The following is a 15,373-nucleotide window of genomic DNA, read 5'->3' as shown; positions in this document are numbered from 1 at the left end:
CAATGATCTCTGAACAAAGTACGACGGCGGATGGTGCGCCGGGTGCCACAACCTCACCCAGCGCCGCTGGGGGCAGGGGCTCACGCCTGGGCCCCTGGCCCGTCGTCGTACTTTGTTTGCTGATTGCCGTGTTCTCCCTGCTGCCGCTGGGGTTCGTGGTGGTTGCCACCGCCAACGCCGGGTGGGACACCGTTGTGAAATTGGTGTTCCGCCCGCGCGTTGGCGAATTGTTGTTTAACACTCTGTCCCTGGTGGTGATCACCGTGCCGCTGTGCGTGGTGCTGGGCATTGGCGGGGCCTGGCTGGTGGAGCGCACCCGCCTGGCCGGGCACAAGGTGTGGGCGGTGCTGCTGGCTGCGCCGCTGGCCATTCCCGCCTTCGTTAACAGTTATGCCTGGGTTAGCGCCATTCCGTCCTTGGGTGGCATCTTTGGTGGCGTCCTGATTTCTGTGCTGTCCTACTTCCCGCTGGTTTACATTCCCGTGGCGGCGGTGCTGAGCCGCTTGGACCCGGCCTTGGAACAATCCGCCGCATCGCTGGGGTTGGGACCCTGGCGGGTGTTTTTCAGGGTGGTGCTGCCGCAGCTGCGGCTGGCGGCGGCCGGCGGCGCCTTGCTCGTGGCCCTGCACCTGCTGGCCGAGTACGGCGCCTTCGCCATGATTGCCTTCGACACGTTCACCACAGCCATCTATGACCAGTTCCGCTCCACATTCAACGGGGCGGCGGCTAACATGCTGGCCAGTGTGTTGGTGTTGTTTTGCCTGCTGCTTCTGGTGGCTGAGTCCAAATCACGAGGAAGTGCCCGCTATGCCCGCGTGGGTGCCGGCGTGCAGTCCAACCCCACACGCCTGGCCCTGGGGGTGTGGCAGCTGCCGGGCCAGTTGGCCCTGGGGGCCTTGACCATCCTGGCGTTCGGTGTGCCGTTGTGGCACGTGGGCCGCTGGCTGATTGCAGGGGGCGCCGACATCTGGGTCCGGGACGACCTCCTCAATGCGTTGCTGCAGACGCTTGGCTACGGCCTGGCGGGGGCCGCGCTGACCACAGTGCTGGCGTTTCCGCTGGCGTATTTGGTGGTCCGTCACCCTGGACCCGTCAGCAAGGTCCTTGAAGCCGTGAACTACATCTCCAGCTCCATGCCTGGCATTGTGGTGGCGCTGGCCCTGGTGACGATCACGGTTCACAACGTGCCAGCCATCTACCAAACCTCTGTTGTGCTGGTGGCAGCTTACGCGCTGCTGTTCATGCCCCGGGCCCTGGTGAACTTGCGCGCAGGGTTGGCGCAGGTGCCGCGTGAGCTCGACGAAGCGGCGCAGGCGTTGGGGAAGCCGCCCCTGATCGCGTTCCTGAAGGTGACGTTGCGGCTTTCTGCCCCCGCGGCTGCCGGCGGCGCGGCCTTGGTGTTCCTGGGGATTGTCAACGAACTGACGGCCACCTTGCTGTTGGCGCCCAACGGCACCCGGACCCTGGCCACACAGTTTTGGTCCCTCAGCAGCGAAATTGACTACATGGGTGCAGCGCCCTACGCGCTGATGATGATTGTGCTCTCAGCTCCCATGACGTACGTACTTTTTGTGCAATCCAAGAAAGCCGCAGGCCAATGACCTCTCAGCCCACCATCCCCGGCGGCACCACCAACAAGGCAGGCCGGACATCAAGCGAGGTGCCGGATCATTTGCAGGTGACGGGCGTGCGCAAGAATTTTGGCAGCACCGAAGTTCTCAAAGGTGTTGACTTGGCTGTGGCGCAGGGCCGCACCACGGCCATTGTTGGCCCCTCCGGTTCGGGCAAGACCACCCTGCTGCGCCTGATAGCAGGGTTTTCCTCCCCAGATTCCGGCCGCATTGCCTTGGCCGGTGATGAAGTGGCGGGCCAGTCCACCTGGGTCCCGGCCCACAAACGCAGCGTTGGCTACGTGGCCCAGGACGGCGCGCTGTTCCCGCACCTGAGCGTTGGGGCTAATATCGCATTCGGCCTGCCCTTGCGCGGCAAGGCTGCCGCCCTTCGGGTGGGGGAGCTGTTGGAGATGGTGTCCATGGACGCCAGCTACGCCAAGCGCCGCCCGCACCAGCTTTCCGGCGGCCAGCAGCAGCGCGTGGCGCTGGCGCGTGCCCTGGCCCGCCAGCCCGAGCTGATGCTGCTGGATGAGCCGTTCAGCGCCTTGGACGCCGGTTTGCGGGTTGCCACACGAAGGGCCGTGGCCCAGACGCTTGAGCAGGCCGGTGTCACCACCATTCTGGTCACCCACGACCAGGCCGAGGCCTTGAGCTTTGCCGATCAAGTGGCAGTCATGCGGGACGGCAAATTAGCGCAGATCGGCAGCCCTTTTGTTGTTTACACGCGCCCCGCGGACAGGGCCACAGCCGAATTCCTGGGGGATGCCGTCATCCTGGAGGCCTGGATGGAGGGCTCACTGGCCCTGTGCTCACTGGGCGGGATCCCCGTGCGACGTCCCCCGGCCCAGGGCAAGGTGAATCTGATGCTGCGTCCCGAGCAGATCCGGATTGCCAGCGGCGGGCCCATCCGCGGCCGGGTGGTGGACACCGACTACTTTGGTCCGGAAACCACTGTTCGGATCCAGCTAGAGCCCATCCAGGCCGATGCCGACCACCCCGTGGACCCGCACCAGCCCGTGGGCGGGGAGATCATCAGCATCCGGCACTGGAACGCCATGCTGGCCCGGCCGGGAACTGAACTGTTCCTGAAAGTGGTGGGCGAGGGAGTCGTCTTCCCGCTGGACGGCTGACCTGGCCCCATTTTTGTCCTTCGGGCGGCAGGCGCACTCACGTATTAACCAAAAAACCCCGCCGTGGCGGGGTTTTAGTGGAGCCTCCAAACAGAATCGAACTGTTGACCTTTTCATTACGAGTGAAACGCTCTACCAACTGAGCTATGGAGGCCTGTGTTAGCTGAAAGCCCCTCTTGGAGCTGGCGGCTGAACACAAGAAACCACTCTAATATGCGCGGGGCGGATGTACAAAATCGGCCCCGCGCAGAAGTTGTCCAGAAACCGCCAGATTTAGCAGCTGGTGCCCGATGCTGGCACTTTTCCGTCAACAAAGTACGCGTCAACAGTGGTGGTGAGGCATTCGTTGGCGCGGCCGTAAGCTGTGTGGCCATTGCCCTGCCAGGTGACCAAAACACCTGAGTCAAGCTGCTTGGCCAGTGTCTGCGCCCACGAATACGGTGTTGCCGGATCGCCCGTGGTGCCCACCACCAGGATGGGTCCGGCCCCGGCTGCTGAGATGGGGGCAGGATTTCCTGTGGCCTTGAAGGGCCAGTACTTGCAGGACAGGCCGGAGAAGCCCAGCAGCTTCCCAAACGTGGGGGAGGCCTTCTCAAGGGCCACGGCCTGCTCACGCATGTGAGCCACGTCGGAGTTCATGGGGTAGTCAAGGCAGTTGATGGACGTGAACGCGGCTGCTGTGTTGGACTGGTACTTGCCGTCGGAGTCGCGGTCGGCGGAGAAATCAGCCAGCAGCAACATCCCGGAGGCGTCACCGGCGAACGCCTGCTTCAGTGCGCCCGTCAACGGCGCCCAGAGGTCGGTGGAGTACATGCCAAAGGCCAGGCCGCCGGTGAACTCTGTTCCGGTGACCACACGGCCGGCAGGTGTCTGCTGCGGGGTGGCCGTATACACGGCCTGCAGCTCGCGAATCTGCGCCATGGCCTCATCCACTGTTCCCGTGACGGGGCAGTCCTTGGTGCCCAAGCAATCCTTGGCCCAGGCGCGCAGGGCATTTTCAAAGCCAACCGCCTGGCCCATGGACACCTGGTCAATGTCCAGGGACGGGTCCATGGCCCCGTCGAGGGAGAATTTTCCAACCCGGGCAGGGAACAACCCGGCGTAGGTGGCGCCCAGTTTGGTGCCGTAGGAGAAGCCCATGTAGTTCAGGGCCGCATCACCCACAATGGCCCGCAAAATGTCCATGTCCTTGGCCGAGCTGACGGTGTCAACGTATTCAAGGACCGCCCCGGAATTCTTTTGGCACAGTTCGCTCTGGCGCTTGCTCTCGGCCTCGGCGCTGGCCAGGCCGGCGTCGGTGGACGGGTCAAAGGCCACCTGCCGGGCGGCATCCATCTGGGCATCGTCCAGGCACTTCACCCCGGCCGAGCGTTGCACGCCGCGCGGATCAAAGCCAACCACGTCATAGGCGCCGCGCAGTTTGGCCGAAAAGTACGTCTTGGCGCCGTCCTTGACCATGTCCACGCCGGATCCGCCGGGCCCGCCGGGGTTGACCAGCATGGCGCCCAGGCGTTTGCCGGTGGCGGGCAGCCTGGTCACGGCCAGTTTGAGGGAGTCCTGCGCAGGATCCGCGTAGTTCATGGGGACCTCAACCTCGGCGCATTGGAAACCGCCGTTGCAGGAACTCCACGTCACACTCTGGGTGTAGAAGTCCAGCAGGTCCGCGGGCACCTCACCCACCACCTCCGGCGCCGCGGACGTCTTCACGGGCGCATCCGGTGCCAGCACCGAGCACGAGCTCAGCAACAGCGCTGCAATACTGGCCGCGGCGGTGAGGAACAAGCGGTGGCGGTGACGCCGTCGAACATTTCCGGCAGGCATACAGGTGTCCTTCACTTCTTAGAGCAGGCTGACTGCCATGGCCTCAAGGGCCAGCAGTGGGGCAACATTGGTGGTGGTGAGGCGGCGGCGCACGGCGTTGATGGCGTCCAGACGCTCAAGGGTTTGTTCGGGCCGGGTGCGGGCGGCAAAGTCCTGCAACTGCGCACGCAGCGGGTCATTGACCAGTTCCACGGTTTCCCGTTCGACGCCGGACCCGCCCCGCGCGTCAAGCTGCAGCACCAGCGCATCCCGGTAGAAGGAAAGCAGGTCAGTCAGGGCCCGGTCCAAATGGTCCGTCACCGAGCGCTTGCCGCGGCGCTTCTGGTCCTCTTCCAGGGCGCGGACCTGGCTGCGCATGGACGGCGGCAGCGCCCCCGTCTCCGGGGCGCCAAGGTTCCGCAGCAGCGTGGCCTTCTCCACGGCGTCGCGCTCCTCATTGGAGGAGGCGGCCTCGGCCTGGGCAAGCTCCAGCAGGGACGCCGCGGCCTGAACAGCCGTGGTGACGTCGCGAAGGTTCAGCGGCAGCCGCACAGTGGCGTCACGGCGCTCCCGGGCGCCGGGGTCACTGGCCAGGCGGCGGGCAATACCAATGTGGCTTTGGGCGGCGCGGGCAGCATTGAGCGCCAACCCCGGGTCAATACCGTCGCGGCGCACCAGCAGTGCTGCAACATCGGCCACCGGCGGCAGCCGCAAGGTCAGGGTCCTGCACCGCGAACGGATGGTGACCAGCACGTCCGCCGGACTGGGTGCGCAGAGAATCCAAATGGTCCTAGGCGGTGGCTCCTCGATGGCTTTCAGGAGCACATTGGTGGTGCGTTCGGCCATCCTGTCGGCATCGCCCACGATCATGACGCGCCAGCGGGCGGAGGACGGGCTGTCGTGGGCCTTGCGGACCAGGTTGCGGGCTTCCTCGATGGAGATGGTGGTTTTCTCCGTGGCGACGAACGTGACATCTGCATTGGTGCCGGCCATGGTGGTGTGGCAGGCCTTGCAGATGCCGCATCCCCTGGCCGCCAGTTCGGGGCGTTCGCACACCAGTGCCGCGGCAAAGGCCAGGGCCGCATTGGAGCGGCCGGATCCCGGCGGGCCCGTCAAAAGCCAGGCGTGCGTGGGCTTCTGGGACTGGGCCGCGCGGCGCAGCTGAGCCACCACGGAGTCCTGCCCTTGCAGGTCTACCCAGACGCTCATGCGCGGCCAACGTTGCCAGTGGCAGCGTTGCCGGCAGCCGGTCCGGCGTCGTGGACGGATTTTTCGGCTTTTTCAGCAAGGAGTGCCGTGACACGGTGTTCAACGGCCTGGGCCAGCTCGGCTATTCCGTGGCCGGCGGGCAGCACCAGGTAGTTGTTGGGGTGCGCGGCTGCCCGTTCGAGGAATGCCGCACGAATCGTGGCGTGGAAGTCATCGGGTTCGGATTCCAGCCGGTCCTCCTGGGCGTCTCCGGCAGTTCGCCTGGACCGGCCGGCAGCGGGCGTCACATCCAGCAGCACCGTTAGCTCGGGCCACAGGCCGTTGGTGGCCCAATCGTTGAGCTTCACAATGGCGTCGATGCCCAGGCCCCTGCCGGCGCCCTGGTAGGCAATGGAGGAATCGGCGTAGCGGTCGCTGATGACCACCTCGCCGCGAGCCACCGCCGGGGCAATCACCTGGGTGGCATGGGCGGATCGGGCCGCGGCAAAGATCAACGCCTCCGTTTTGGCGTCAATCTCGCCCTGCCCGTGGTCAAGGACCAGGGAGCGCAGCTTTTCACCAATGGGCGTGCCGCCGGGCTCGCGGGTGCGCACAACCGTCCGCCCCGTCCCGGCGAGGAATGTGGTGAGCAGCGCAGCTTGGGTGGATTTTCCCGCGCCGTCGCCGCCTTCAAAAGCGATGAACAAGCCCGGCGACGGGGTAGAAGTAGGAGTCACACCATTAGCCTACCGGCCCAAGCTGGATGGTTCCCCGAGCCATCCACAGCCCTGCCTATAAGGACAGGGCGGTTGTTATGCGGCCCGTGTTGGTTTTCATCATTTCCAAGTACGTGCCGGCGCCTTCTCCCGGGGCGCTGAGGGACTCCGAGAAGAGCGGCACGATAGCCACTTTCACCTTGGACTCTTCGGCCAGGACACGGGCAAGCTTGTCCGGTTGGGAGGTGTCGGCAAAGATGGCCGGGACCCCGGCATCCCGTACAGCTGTGGCCAAGGCGTTCAAGTCGGAGGCGCTGGGGGCCGCCAGCGTGGTGCCGCTGGGCATGACGGCGCCAATGACCTCCAGACCAAAACGGTTCGCCAGGTAGCCAAACACGTGGTGGTTGGTGATGATCTTGCGCCTGTCCGGAGCCAGCGCAGCAAATTCCGCGGACATCCACGCATCTAAGGAGGCCAGCTGTGCGCCGTAGGCGGCGGCGTTGCTGTGCATGCGCCCCGGATCGGGCAGCCTCACATGGTGTGCCACGGCCTCCTCAATGGCACCAACGGCACTCAGAACACGCTGGGGGTCTGTCCAGAAGTGCGGGTCCGGCGCGCCGGTGGGCCCGGCGTTTTCGAGCATGAGCGGGTTGATCGCCGCGCCCACCTCTAACGCCGGCACCCCCTGTTCCTTGGCCGAGTCGATGTGGGCCAGGACTCCTTCCTCCAGTCCCAGACCATTGAAGACAATGAGCTGGGCCCGTTCCATTTGCCCCGCCTGGTGGGCGGATACGCCGAAGGAATGCGGATCGGCGTTCGCCTCCATCAGGACCACCACGTCGGCGCCATCGCCCACAATGTTGCGGGTGATGTCGCCCAAGATGTTGGTGGTGACCATGATGGTGGCCTTTTCGCTGCCTGCAGGGCCCGTCGAACAGGATGCCAACATCCCTGCTGCCACCATGAATACCACAGCCATGAAGGGGGCACGACGGCGTCCTGGCCGCTGCCAGGCTGCGGTCAGCCGCCCGCTCACAGTCCGGTCTCCGCGAGCTCGGAGATGGTTGCCGAGGTGGTGAAGCCGCGTGCCACCCGCAGTTTGTCCCGGTAGTCGATTTCGTGGATGGTCTGTGTTGCTGGGTGGCTGAGGTAGGCGCGGCTGGAATCCACGAGGAGGGACGGGGGAGCGCCCTGCCCCATCTCGGGCAGGACCTTCTGCACGCCCTCCACCGCGCCGTTGAGCGTGTTGAACGCGTACAGCGTGCCGCTCCTGCCAACACCCAAGGCGGCGGAACCGTTGCCGGCAGTGGTGGACGCCGCCAGGGGTTCCGGGCTGGCAATGAATTGCAGCTTTGAGCTGGCCACGTCAAGGTGCCACAAACCAGCCGTGCCCGCCAGGGAAACCACTTCGCTGGAGCCGGGGCGGTGGTTGAAGGCCGTGATGCGTTCCCCGGGGCTGGGGTAGGGGATTTTCGCCGACGTCAGGGATCCGCCGTCGTCCGTGACTACCAGGACGCCGTCGCTGCAGCCAAACACCACGCCATGCCGGGTGCTCGCGTGGCCCTGCAACGACGGGCACGAGGTGGTCAGGGCTTTTCCCCCGGCCCCCGCGGAATCAAAGACGCGGATGGTGCTGGGCAGCTTGTCCGGGCCGGATGAGTCGGTGACCAGTACATGCCCCTTATAGGGGACTGCCAAGCCCTGGTGCGGGGCGCCCTGGAGGGTTGCCGTCACCTTGATTTCACCCGAGTCCAGATCTTCCCGGCTCAGGATCGAGGTTTGTCCGGTGTGCTCCTCGAAGATGGCCACGTGGTGACCGTCGCCGGCAACGGTTCCGGCGCCGACGGGCAGTTCGCCCGCCAATTTGCCAGGTGCTGTGCGGTAGTAGTGCTTGTGGTCGCCGTGTTCCACTGTCCACACACCGGTATCGATGATGTGCAGCTTTCCTGGGGCTGCCGTGTGAACAAATAGGTACCGGCCATCATCCGTCATGGGGCCCGCGCCGGGAATAGCTGCCGTGAAACCCTCCTCCCCGGACAGCGGATCCACAAGGGTGATGGTGCCGCCTGCCTCCGAGCGGTACGGCAGCAGGCTTTGGGCTTCGCCGGCCTCCATGGCGCCGGCAACGAAGCCGTGGGGAGTCGCGTTGCTGGCAGGGGTAGGGGGTTGCCCTGGCGCGGGGGCGCAGGCCGTCACTGCGGTCAGGGTCAAGGCTGCCAGGGCGGCGAGTGTGGGTTGTCTTAAAAACATGCGGGAAGAACCTTTCTGGGCCACCGTGATGGTGGCATCAGTGGGTGAAGTCATCTGGCCAGGACGGGAATGCTGTCAGTGCTGGCGGAAGGTGTGAGTGGGGTGCGGGGTTGGCGTGGCAGGGGCCAGGCCGCCTTGAGGGTGCTGGAAACGAAGAACAGCGCCACTGCGGTGGCTGCGATGGTGGCACCGGCGGCTGTCTGTGCATGCCATGACACCAGGAGTCCCACCAGTACTGACGTGCAGCCCAGGACTGCTGCGATTCCCATGACGGCGGGAATGGACTTCGCCCAGGGCAGGGCGGCCGCGGGTGGAGCAATGAGCAGGCCAAAAACCAGCAAGGTGCCAACCACCTGGAACGATCCGGCCATGGCCGCCGTCACCAGCAACAAAAGCACTGTTGCCGCAAGGTCCGGGCGCATTCCCAGGGTTGCCGCCTTGCGTCCGTCAAAGGCGAGCGCCGTGAAGGGGCGGTGAAAAATGGCTGCTACTAGGGCTGTGCCCACCAAAATGCCGCCAAGCAGCCAGATATCACTGGATTTGACGGCCAGGATGTCGCCAAAGAGGATCCCCGTCAGATCCACGGCGAAGGACCGCGAGCGCGAAATGATGATGACGCCGGCCGCCAGCATGCCCACAAAGAGCAGCCCAATCGAGGTGTCGTGGGACAGCCGCCGGTGCCGGGACATCGCTGAAACACCGAACGCCATGGCTGCGGCACTGACGGCGGCGCCCACCACGGGGTTGCCACCGAGGAGCAGCGCTACGGCAATGCCCGGAAGCATGCCGTGGGACATGGCATCGCCCAGGAATGCCATGCCTCGCAACACCATCCAGGTGCCCACCATGGCGCACAGCAGTGAGACGGCGAAACCCCCCATCAGGGCGCGTTGAATGAAGGAAACGTCGAGGGGTTCAAGCAGCCAGTCCATTATTCGAGCATACTATAATGAGAATCATTATCAATTGCGAGGAGTCCTGCATGCGTGCTGCCAGTGTCGAAAATGTTGCCTTCTCCTATGGGTCGCGGCGGGTGATTGACGGATTGGACATCACCTTTGAGGCCGGAACGCTGACGGCCGTCAAGGGTGCCAATGGTTCGGGGAAGTCCACCTTGCTGGGGTTGATCGCCGGCACACTGCGCCCCTCGCAGGGCGCCGTTCAAGTGGCCGGGGCGGCCCGCCCTGCCCTGGTGCTGCAGCACACCGCCGTTTCCCAGGCGCTGCCCCTGACTGTGCTGGCGGCGGTGGAGATGGGCTGCTGGGGCAACCGCCACTGGCTGCGCCGCCTGCGGGCGCCGGAGCGCATAGAGGTGGCGGAGCTGCTGGGGCGGCTCGGCCTGGCCGGAATTGCGCACCGCCAGTTGGGGGAACTTTCAGGAGGCCAGCGGCAGCGGGTGCTGCTGGCTCAGGGGCTTGCGCAGCGCTCGGGGCTGCTCCTGCTGGATGAGCCCACCGCCGGGGTGGACGAGCAGTCTCATGCGTGGATCCGCAACATCATCGCCGACGAGCTGGCCCGCGGGGTGACTGTCATCGAGGTGACCCACAGCAATGCCGACGCCGCGGAGGCGGGCCGGGTCCTGGTGCTGGAAGGTGGCCGTCTGGTGTCCGATTCGCTGTGAGTTTCCCGCGGCAGCAAGCCCTGAGGCGAAAGGCGCGGGTGTTGCGGGCCCTCGGAGCCGGCAACACCCGCGCTGAGTGGATCAGGAGGGGTGGATCGGGGTGGGTGGCTTAGCCGGAGATGCCGGTGATTTCATTGGGCGTATGCGCCAGCGGGTGGCTCGCCGTGACAGTGGACGAGCCCAGGTCAACCACATGGAGCAGCTTCTTGGCCGGTTCGCTCACGTAGGCGGTGGTTCCGTCCACAAAGATGGCCGGGCGCGGCTGCTGCCAATCCAGGGGCTCCTCCCACGGGGCCACAACAGCCACGGTGCCGCTCTCCTTGCCCGAGTTGGCGTCATGGATGTGCAGTTTGCCGTCCGTGCCCAGAATCAGTGCGGCCCCGTCGGCGCCCCTGGCCAGGGAGCGGAAGGAGTACGAGTAGTTGATGGGAACCAGTGTGAGCTTCCCGGTGGCCGTGTTGGTCAGCGAAAACGTTGCGGGGCGCTCCAGTTCGGCATCCTTGTCCTTCTTGTAGTCGCCCAGAACCACCGGCGAAGCCTCGCTGCCGGCCTGATTGCCGATCCTCCCGTAGCGCTCCGGTGAGGCAATTTTTACGATCTTGCCGTCCTTGACCACCAGAATGCCGTCCTGGCAGCCGACGACGACGGCCCCGCCTTGCGCCGATGCCTCACCATGAACGCCCGGGCAGTCCTTGCTCTCGGCGAGGACTGCCCGGGTGCCATTGCTCCCCGGCTTTGCCAGCAACTTGATGCCCGAACGGCTCTCGCTGGTGCCCTCGGTGACCACCAGCTCGCCGCCAGCAAGTTGCACTGCCACGCCGTGATGCGCGGCGCTCGCAGTGTAGTTTTGCGTCGCCGGAAGGGCGCCTTGCCCAAGTTCTGTCGGATTGAAGATCTGCACGTTGCCGGTGCCGTCGTCGAACAAGGCCGTGCTGCCGTCGTGGTTGACCACATGCCCCGGTTTGGTGGCCGGGAATTTGAGTTCCGCCAAGGCGGGGGTCCCCGTGAAGTGGTGGAAATGGTCGCCGTGCTTCTCGGACCAGCTGCCCATGTCCAAGACCTGGAATCCGCCCGCGGTGGAAACCAGTACGTGCCGGCCGTCGCCCGCCGGGCTGACTCGGTTGAATCCGGAAAGGGGCAACTCGGCCGCGATCTTGCCGGTCGCGGCGTTGAGAACACTCATGCCGCCGTCGTGGGTCAGGACCAGCCGCGCCTGAGCCGCCTCCGCTTCAGTGCCCTGCTCGGCGTGTGCCGCATGGCTGGTGTGTTGTTCGGCGCCAGGGGAGGCGGGGCTGCCGCAACCGGTCAGGGCCAAGGCTGCGGTGAGCGCAAAGGCCGAGAGGGCAGGCGCCGTGAGGCGCCGGACTCGCCGGGCGGGGGTTGCTGGTGGATGGGTGTGTTGTGTGATGGTCATGCCACCGATGCTAATCTTAATGAGAATCATTATCAAAACGAGTCGAGATGTGACGCTGCGAAAAACCCGGCACAGTGGGCGTCATGAAATTGCCGCCACAGTGACGGCGGGCACTAATCTGTACGTTATGACTTCCCCTGCGCCCGGCCATCTCGAGAATCTCAGCCCCGACACCGTTGTTGTGGCGGCAGGGCGCCCGGCCCGGGAGCATGATGCTCCCGTGAACCCGCCCATTGTGCTGTCCTCCACCTATGTGGGAACCGGCACCGTGGTGGATGGGGACAGGGCTTATGGGCGCTACTCCAATCCCACCTGGGATCCGCTGGAGGCGGCGTTGTCGGAGTTGGAGGGCGCCACGCTCCCGGCGCTCATCTTTAGCTCCGGGCTGGCCGCTGTTTCGGCAGCGCTGTCCCTGATCCCCGTGGGCGGTGTGCTGGTCATGCCCATCCACTCCTACCAGGGCGCCCTGGTCATGGCGCAGGAACTGGCGGCCAAGGGCCTGTTTACGCTCCGGACGGTGGACATCGCCAACAATGACGAGGTTATTGCGGCCCTCACCGGTTCGGGGGAGAAGGCTGCCAGCATGCTGTGGCTGGAAAGCCCCACCAACCCCATGCTGGAGGTGGCGGACATGCAGGTGCTATGCCGCTCTGCCCAGGCCGTGGGTGCCATCATCGTCACCGACAACACGTTCTCCACGCCGCTGGTGCAAAAGCCGCTGGAACTGGGCTCGGACATTGTCCTGCACTCCGTCACCAAGTACTTGGCCGGGCACTCGGACGTTGTTCTGGGTGCCCTGGCCACCTCCAATCCGGTGCTGCGCGGCACCCTGCTGCATTACCGCTCCATCCATGGCGCCATTGCCGGCCCGTTTGAGGCCTGGCTGGCCCTGCGGGGGCTGCGCACCCTGGCCCTGCGAGTGGAGCGGTCCCAGGCCAGCGCCCTGGCGTTGGCCCAGCGCCTTGACCTGCACGACGGCGTGGAGCGGGTTTTGTTCCCCGGCCTGCCCTTGGATCCCGGCCATGAGCGCGCCAAGACCCAGATGAGCGGCTTCGGCTCCATTTTGTGTATTGAGATTGTTGGTGGGGAAGCCGCCGCCACCGCCTTCGTTGAGGCACTGCGGCTCTGGACTCCGGCCACGTCCCTGGGTGGCGTGGAGTCCTTGATTGAGCGGCGCCGCCGCCACGCCAATGAGCCGGCGACGGTTCCTGTGAACCTGCTGCGCCTGAGTGTGGGAATCGAAAATGTTGAGGACCTGTGGCGTGATTTGGAGCAGGCGTTTGGCCAGTTGCCCGGCGCACAGTAGTTTCCCAGCAAACAGGCAGCCCCGTCAGCATCGTTGACCTGTAAGCTTTATTTGTGGCTATCTTTTTGATCTATGTAGAGTTCCTCATCCTGGTGGCCTTTGGTCTGCTCGCCCTAGGCATTCAGTTGTGGGCGCTGAGCGATTGCCTGCGCACACCGGCCTCCGCTTTTGAGCGCGTGTACAAGAAGACCAAGACGTTCTGGACGGCACTGACCGCTGGCGCGTCCTTCTTTGGTTTCCTCTTCATCATTGGGCCCATCATGTCTCTGGCGGGCCCGGTGCCCATGGCTCCCTCGCTGGGCATGGGCATGATTCTCTGCCTGGCCGGGGTCACGGCTGCCGGTGTCTACCTAGCCGACGTTCGCCCCGTCCTGGTTGAGGTTCGTGGCCGCGGCAAGGGCCAGCAAAACCGCGGATCGTCCTGGTAGTTTAGGGCGCAGTAGTTTAGGGCGCCACGGCTGACCACGCCACAGTCAGCTCACCCAAGCGCCACCGTGAGGGTGCACGCACCACCGGCCAGCCGGCGTCGTACATTTTCTGGCACATGGACAGCCAGCGCTGCCGGTTCCCGAACGAGGCCAGCGGGGCACCGGCCTGCCAGTGCTGGTCCAGGGCTTGCAGGAAATCGTGGATTTTTTCGCCCGGCACGTTGTGATGGATGAGTGCCTTGGGCAGTCGCTCGGCAACGTCGCTGGGCAGCTCGAAGCCGCCAAACCGCAGCGAGATGGTCAGCGACTGCGGGCCGGTTTTATCCAGTGCAACCCAGGTGCTGCGGCGGCCGATCTCGTCGCAGGTGCCGTCCACAAATATGCCGTGCGGGGATAGCCGGGACCGGACCGTGTCCCAAATGAGCGCAACATCGGCCTCGTCATATTGGCGCAGCACGTTGAAGGCGCGGACCATGGTGGCCTGCCCCGGCACCGGAATCTCAAATCCGCCCACCCGGAAATCAAGGCCTGCGTGCTCCAGCGGTTTGGCAATGCGGACCCGCTCGGGCTCAATTTCAATGCCCGTGACGTGCACGTCGGGGCAGACAGCCTGGAGGCGCGCAAACAGTTCAACGGCCGTGGTGGGGGAGCCCCCGTAGCCCAGGTCGATCACCAGGGGATTGGCCTCACGGCGCAGCCGCCACGCCTGCGGGCCGGCCAGCCAGCGGTCCACCCGGCGCAAACGGTTGGGGTTGGTGGTGCCGCGGGTGGCATTACCAAAGGGCTTGTTGCGCTGACGCACAGCCCGGGCAGCAGGATCCGCCGAATTGCCCTTGACCCGCTGTGCACGTTGAACCACACAACAAGTTTAGAGGTGCACAGCCCGGGTCCCCACCAGTGGCGACGCACGCCGTGAACTTATGCGTTGAACCCAGGACGGGTTTCACGCATGAGTGTTTATGCGCAGAACTCGTGGCGGGTTCACTGCATAAGTTCAGGGGCGGGCCCCGACGACGCCGTGCCGCGTAGCAATTCAGGTCCGCGCAGCCCCGCCCGGTAGGATGAAACCATGACTTATACGCTGATTTTGCTTCGCCATGGCCACAGTGAGTGGAACGCCAAGAACCTGTTCACCGGCTGGGTGGACGTTGACCTGAACGAGCAGGGTCTCGCTGAGGCCGCACGCGGCGGCGAGCTGCTGGTGGAGAACAACATCCTCCCCGACGTGCTCTACACCTCGCGCCTCAAGCGTGCCATCAACACCGCCAACATTGCCTTGGACAAGGCAGACCGCGGCTGGATCGACGTCAAGCGTGACTGGCGCCTGAACGAACGCCACTACGGCGCACTGCAGGGCAAGGACAAGGCCCAGACGCTGGCCGAGTACGGCGAAGAGCAGTTCATGGAATGGCGCCGCAGCTACGACACCCCGCCGCCGCCGCTGTCCGACGACAGCGAATTCTCCCAGGCCCACGATCCCCGCTACGCAGACCTGGGCGACGCCCTCCCGCGCACCGAGTGCCTCAAGGACGTCCTGGTCCGCCTGCTCCCGTACTGGGAGTCAGACATCAAGGAAGACCTCAAGGCCGGCAAAACCGTTCTGGTCACGGCCCACGGCAACTCGCTGCGCGCCCTGGTCAAGCACTTGGACGGCATCTCGGATGAGGCCATTGCCTCCCTGAACATCCCCACGGGCATCCCGCTGGTGTATGAATTGGACGAGAACTTCGCCCCCATCACTCCCGGCGGCAAGTACCTGGACCCGGAAGCCGCTGCGGCATCCATCCAGGCCGTTGCGAACCAGGGCAAGAAGTAGTTTAAAGTTCGACGGCGGGGGGGGGGGGGGGGGAGGGGGGAGGGGGGGGAGAATCGGGTTTACGCGGGGTTAGGCGCTTTCCTTCCCCCCT

Annotated in this window: 14 protein-coding genes and 1 tRNA gene; 6 read left to right on the top strand and 9 right to left on the bottom strand. The window is 65.1% G+C overall.

The window, feature by feature from the left end:
- The first annotated feature begins 2 nt into the window (after positions 1–2).
- Together ACX80Q_RS15815 and ACX80Q_RS15810 are read left to right on the top strand one after the other, a co-directional pair.
- Positions 3–1,601 carry an ABC transporter permease gene (locus ACX80Q_RS15815; protein ID WP_459331489.1) on the top strand — a complete coding sequence of 533 codons (1,599 nt, stop codon included), beginning with the start codon at positions 3–5 and terminating at the stop codon, positions 1,599–1,601.
- On the top strand, positions 1,598–2,743 hold the full coding sequence (locus ACX80Q_RS15810; protein WP_459331488.1) for an ABC transporter ATP-binding protein: 1,146 nt from the start codon (positions 1,598–1,600) through the stop codon (positions 2,741–2,743). Before ACX80Q_RS15815 ends, ACX80Q_RS15810 begins: the two co-directional genes overlap by 4 nt.
- A 78-nt stretch (positions 2,744–2,821) precedes the next feature.
- Here ACX80Q_RS15810 and ACX80Q_RS15805 read toward each other — a convergent pair.
- The 7 genes from ACX80Q_RS15805 to aztB form a co-directional block, all read right to left on the bottom strand.
- A tRNA-Thr gene (locus tag ACX80Q_RS15805) sits at positions 2,822–2,897 on the bottom strand.
- Between the two features lie 119 nt (positions 2,898–3,016).
- The gene (locus ACX80Q_RS15800; protein WP_459331487.1) at positions 3,017–4,564 is read right to left on the bottom strand and encodes an alpha/beta hydrolase; all 1,548 of its coding nucleotides are present in this window, start codon (positions 4,562–4,564) and stop codon (positions 3,017–3,019) included.
- A gap of 18 nt (positions 4,565–4,582) precedes the next feature.
- Entirely contained in the window at positions 4,583–5,752 is a 1,170-nt protein-coding gene (locus ACX80Q_RS15795; protein ID WP_459331486.1) for a DNA polymerase III subunit delta', read from the bottom strand.
- A complete protein-coding gene (gene tmk, locus ACX80Q_RS15790; protein ID WP_459331485.1) occupies positions 5,749–6,468 on the bottom strand; it encodes a dTMP kinase in 720 nt (239 codons plus the stop codon). Before tmk ends, ACX80Q_RS15795 begins: the two co-directional genes overlap by 4 nt.
- 55 nt (positions 6,469–6,523) lie before the next feature.
- Positions 6,524–7,483 (bottom strand): zinc ABC transporter substrate-binding protein AztC, encoded by a 960-nt coding sequence (aztC, locus tag ACX80Q_RS15785; RefSeq protein ID WP_459331484.1) that lies wholly within the window; start codon positions 7,481–7,483, stop codon positions 6,524–6,526.
- Positions 7,480–8,697: a hypothetical protein gene (locus ACX80Q_RS15780; protein WP_459331483.1), complete on the bottom strand. Its 1,218-nt coding sequence runs from the start codon at positions 8,695–8,697 to the stop codon at positions 7,480–7,482. The genes aztC and ACX80Q_RS15780 overlap by 4 nt, the downstream gene beginning before the upstream one ends.
- Before the next feature lie 50 nt (positions 8,698–8,747).
- Complete coding sequence (gene aztB, locus ACX80Q_RS15775; protein ID WP_459331482.1) at positions 8,748–9,629, bottom strand: zinc ABC transporter permease AztB; 882 nt, start codon at positions 9,627–9,629, stop codon at positions 8,748–8,750.
- Between the two features lie 50 nt (positions 9,630–9,679).
- Here aztB and aztA point away from each other — a divergent pair, with 50 nt between their 5' ends.
- Positions 9,680–10,318 carry a zinc ABC transporter ATP-binding protein AztA gene (gene aztA, locus ACX80Q_RS15770; protein WP_459331481.1) on the top strand — a complete coding sequence of 213 codons (639 nt, stop codon included), beginning with the start codon at positions 9,680–9,682 and terminating at the stop codon, positions 10,316–10,318.
- 109 nt (positions 10,319–10,427) lie between these two features.
- On the opposite strand, the gene aztD is transcribed toward aztA, so the two are convergent.
- A complete protein-coding gene (aztD, locus tag ACX80Q_RS15765) occupies positions 10,428–11,732 on the bottom strand; it encodes a zinc metallochaperone AztD (RefSeq protein WP_459331480.1) in 1,305 nt (434 codons plus the stop codon).
- A 127-nt stretch (positions 11,733–11,859) separates the two neighbouring features.
- Between aztD and ACX80Q_RS15760 the strand changes: the two genes are divergently transcribed.
- A complete protein-coding gene (locus ACX80Q_RS15760) occupies positions 11,860–13,038 on the top strand; it encodes a trans-sulfuration enzyme family protein (RefSeq protein ID WP_459331479.1) in 1,179 nt (392 codons plus the stop codon).
- Between the two features lie 53 nt (positions 13,039–13,091).
- A complete protein-coding gene (locus ACX80Q_RS15755) occupies positions 13,092–13,466 on the top strand; it encodes a DUF2516 family protein (RefSeq protein ID WP_459331478.1) in 375 nt (124 codons plus the stop codon).
- Between the two features lie 16 nt (positions 13,467–13,482).
- Here the strand turns inward: ACX80Q_RS15755 and ACX80Q_RS15750 are convergent, their stop codons facing one another.
- A complete protein-coding gene (locus ACX80Q_RS15750) occupies positions 13,483–14,325 on the bottom strand; it encodes an O-methyltransferase (RefSeq protein WP_459331477.1) in 843 nt (280 codons plus the stop codon).
- A gap of 210 nt (positions 14,326–14,535) precedes the next feature.
- On the opposite strand from ACX80Q_RS15750, the gene ACX80Q_RS15745 reads away from it, so the two are divergent.
- Entirely contained in the window at positions 14,536–15,282 is a 747-nt protein-coding gene (locus ACX80Q_RS15745) for a phosphoglyceromutase (protein ID WP_459331476.1), read from the top strand.
- The last annotated feature ends 91 nt before the right edge of the window (positions 15,283–15,373 follow it).

This window comes from Arthrobacter sp. HLT1-20, assembly GCF_054510895.1.
The sequence above is the reverse complement of the archived record's forward strand: the minus strand, read 5'-3'. Positions and strand labels throughout refer to the sequence as shown.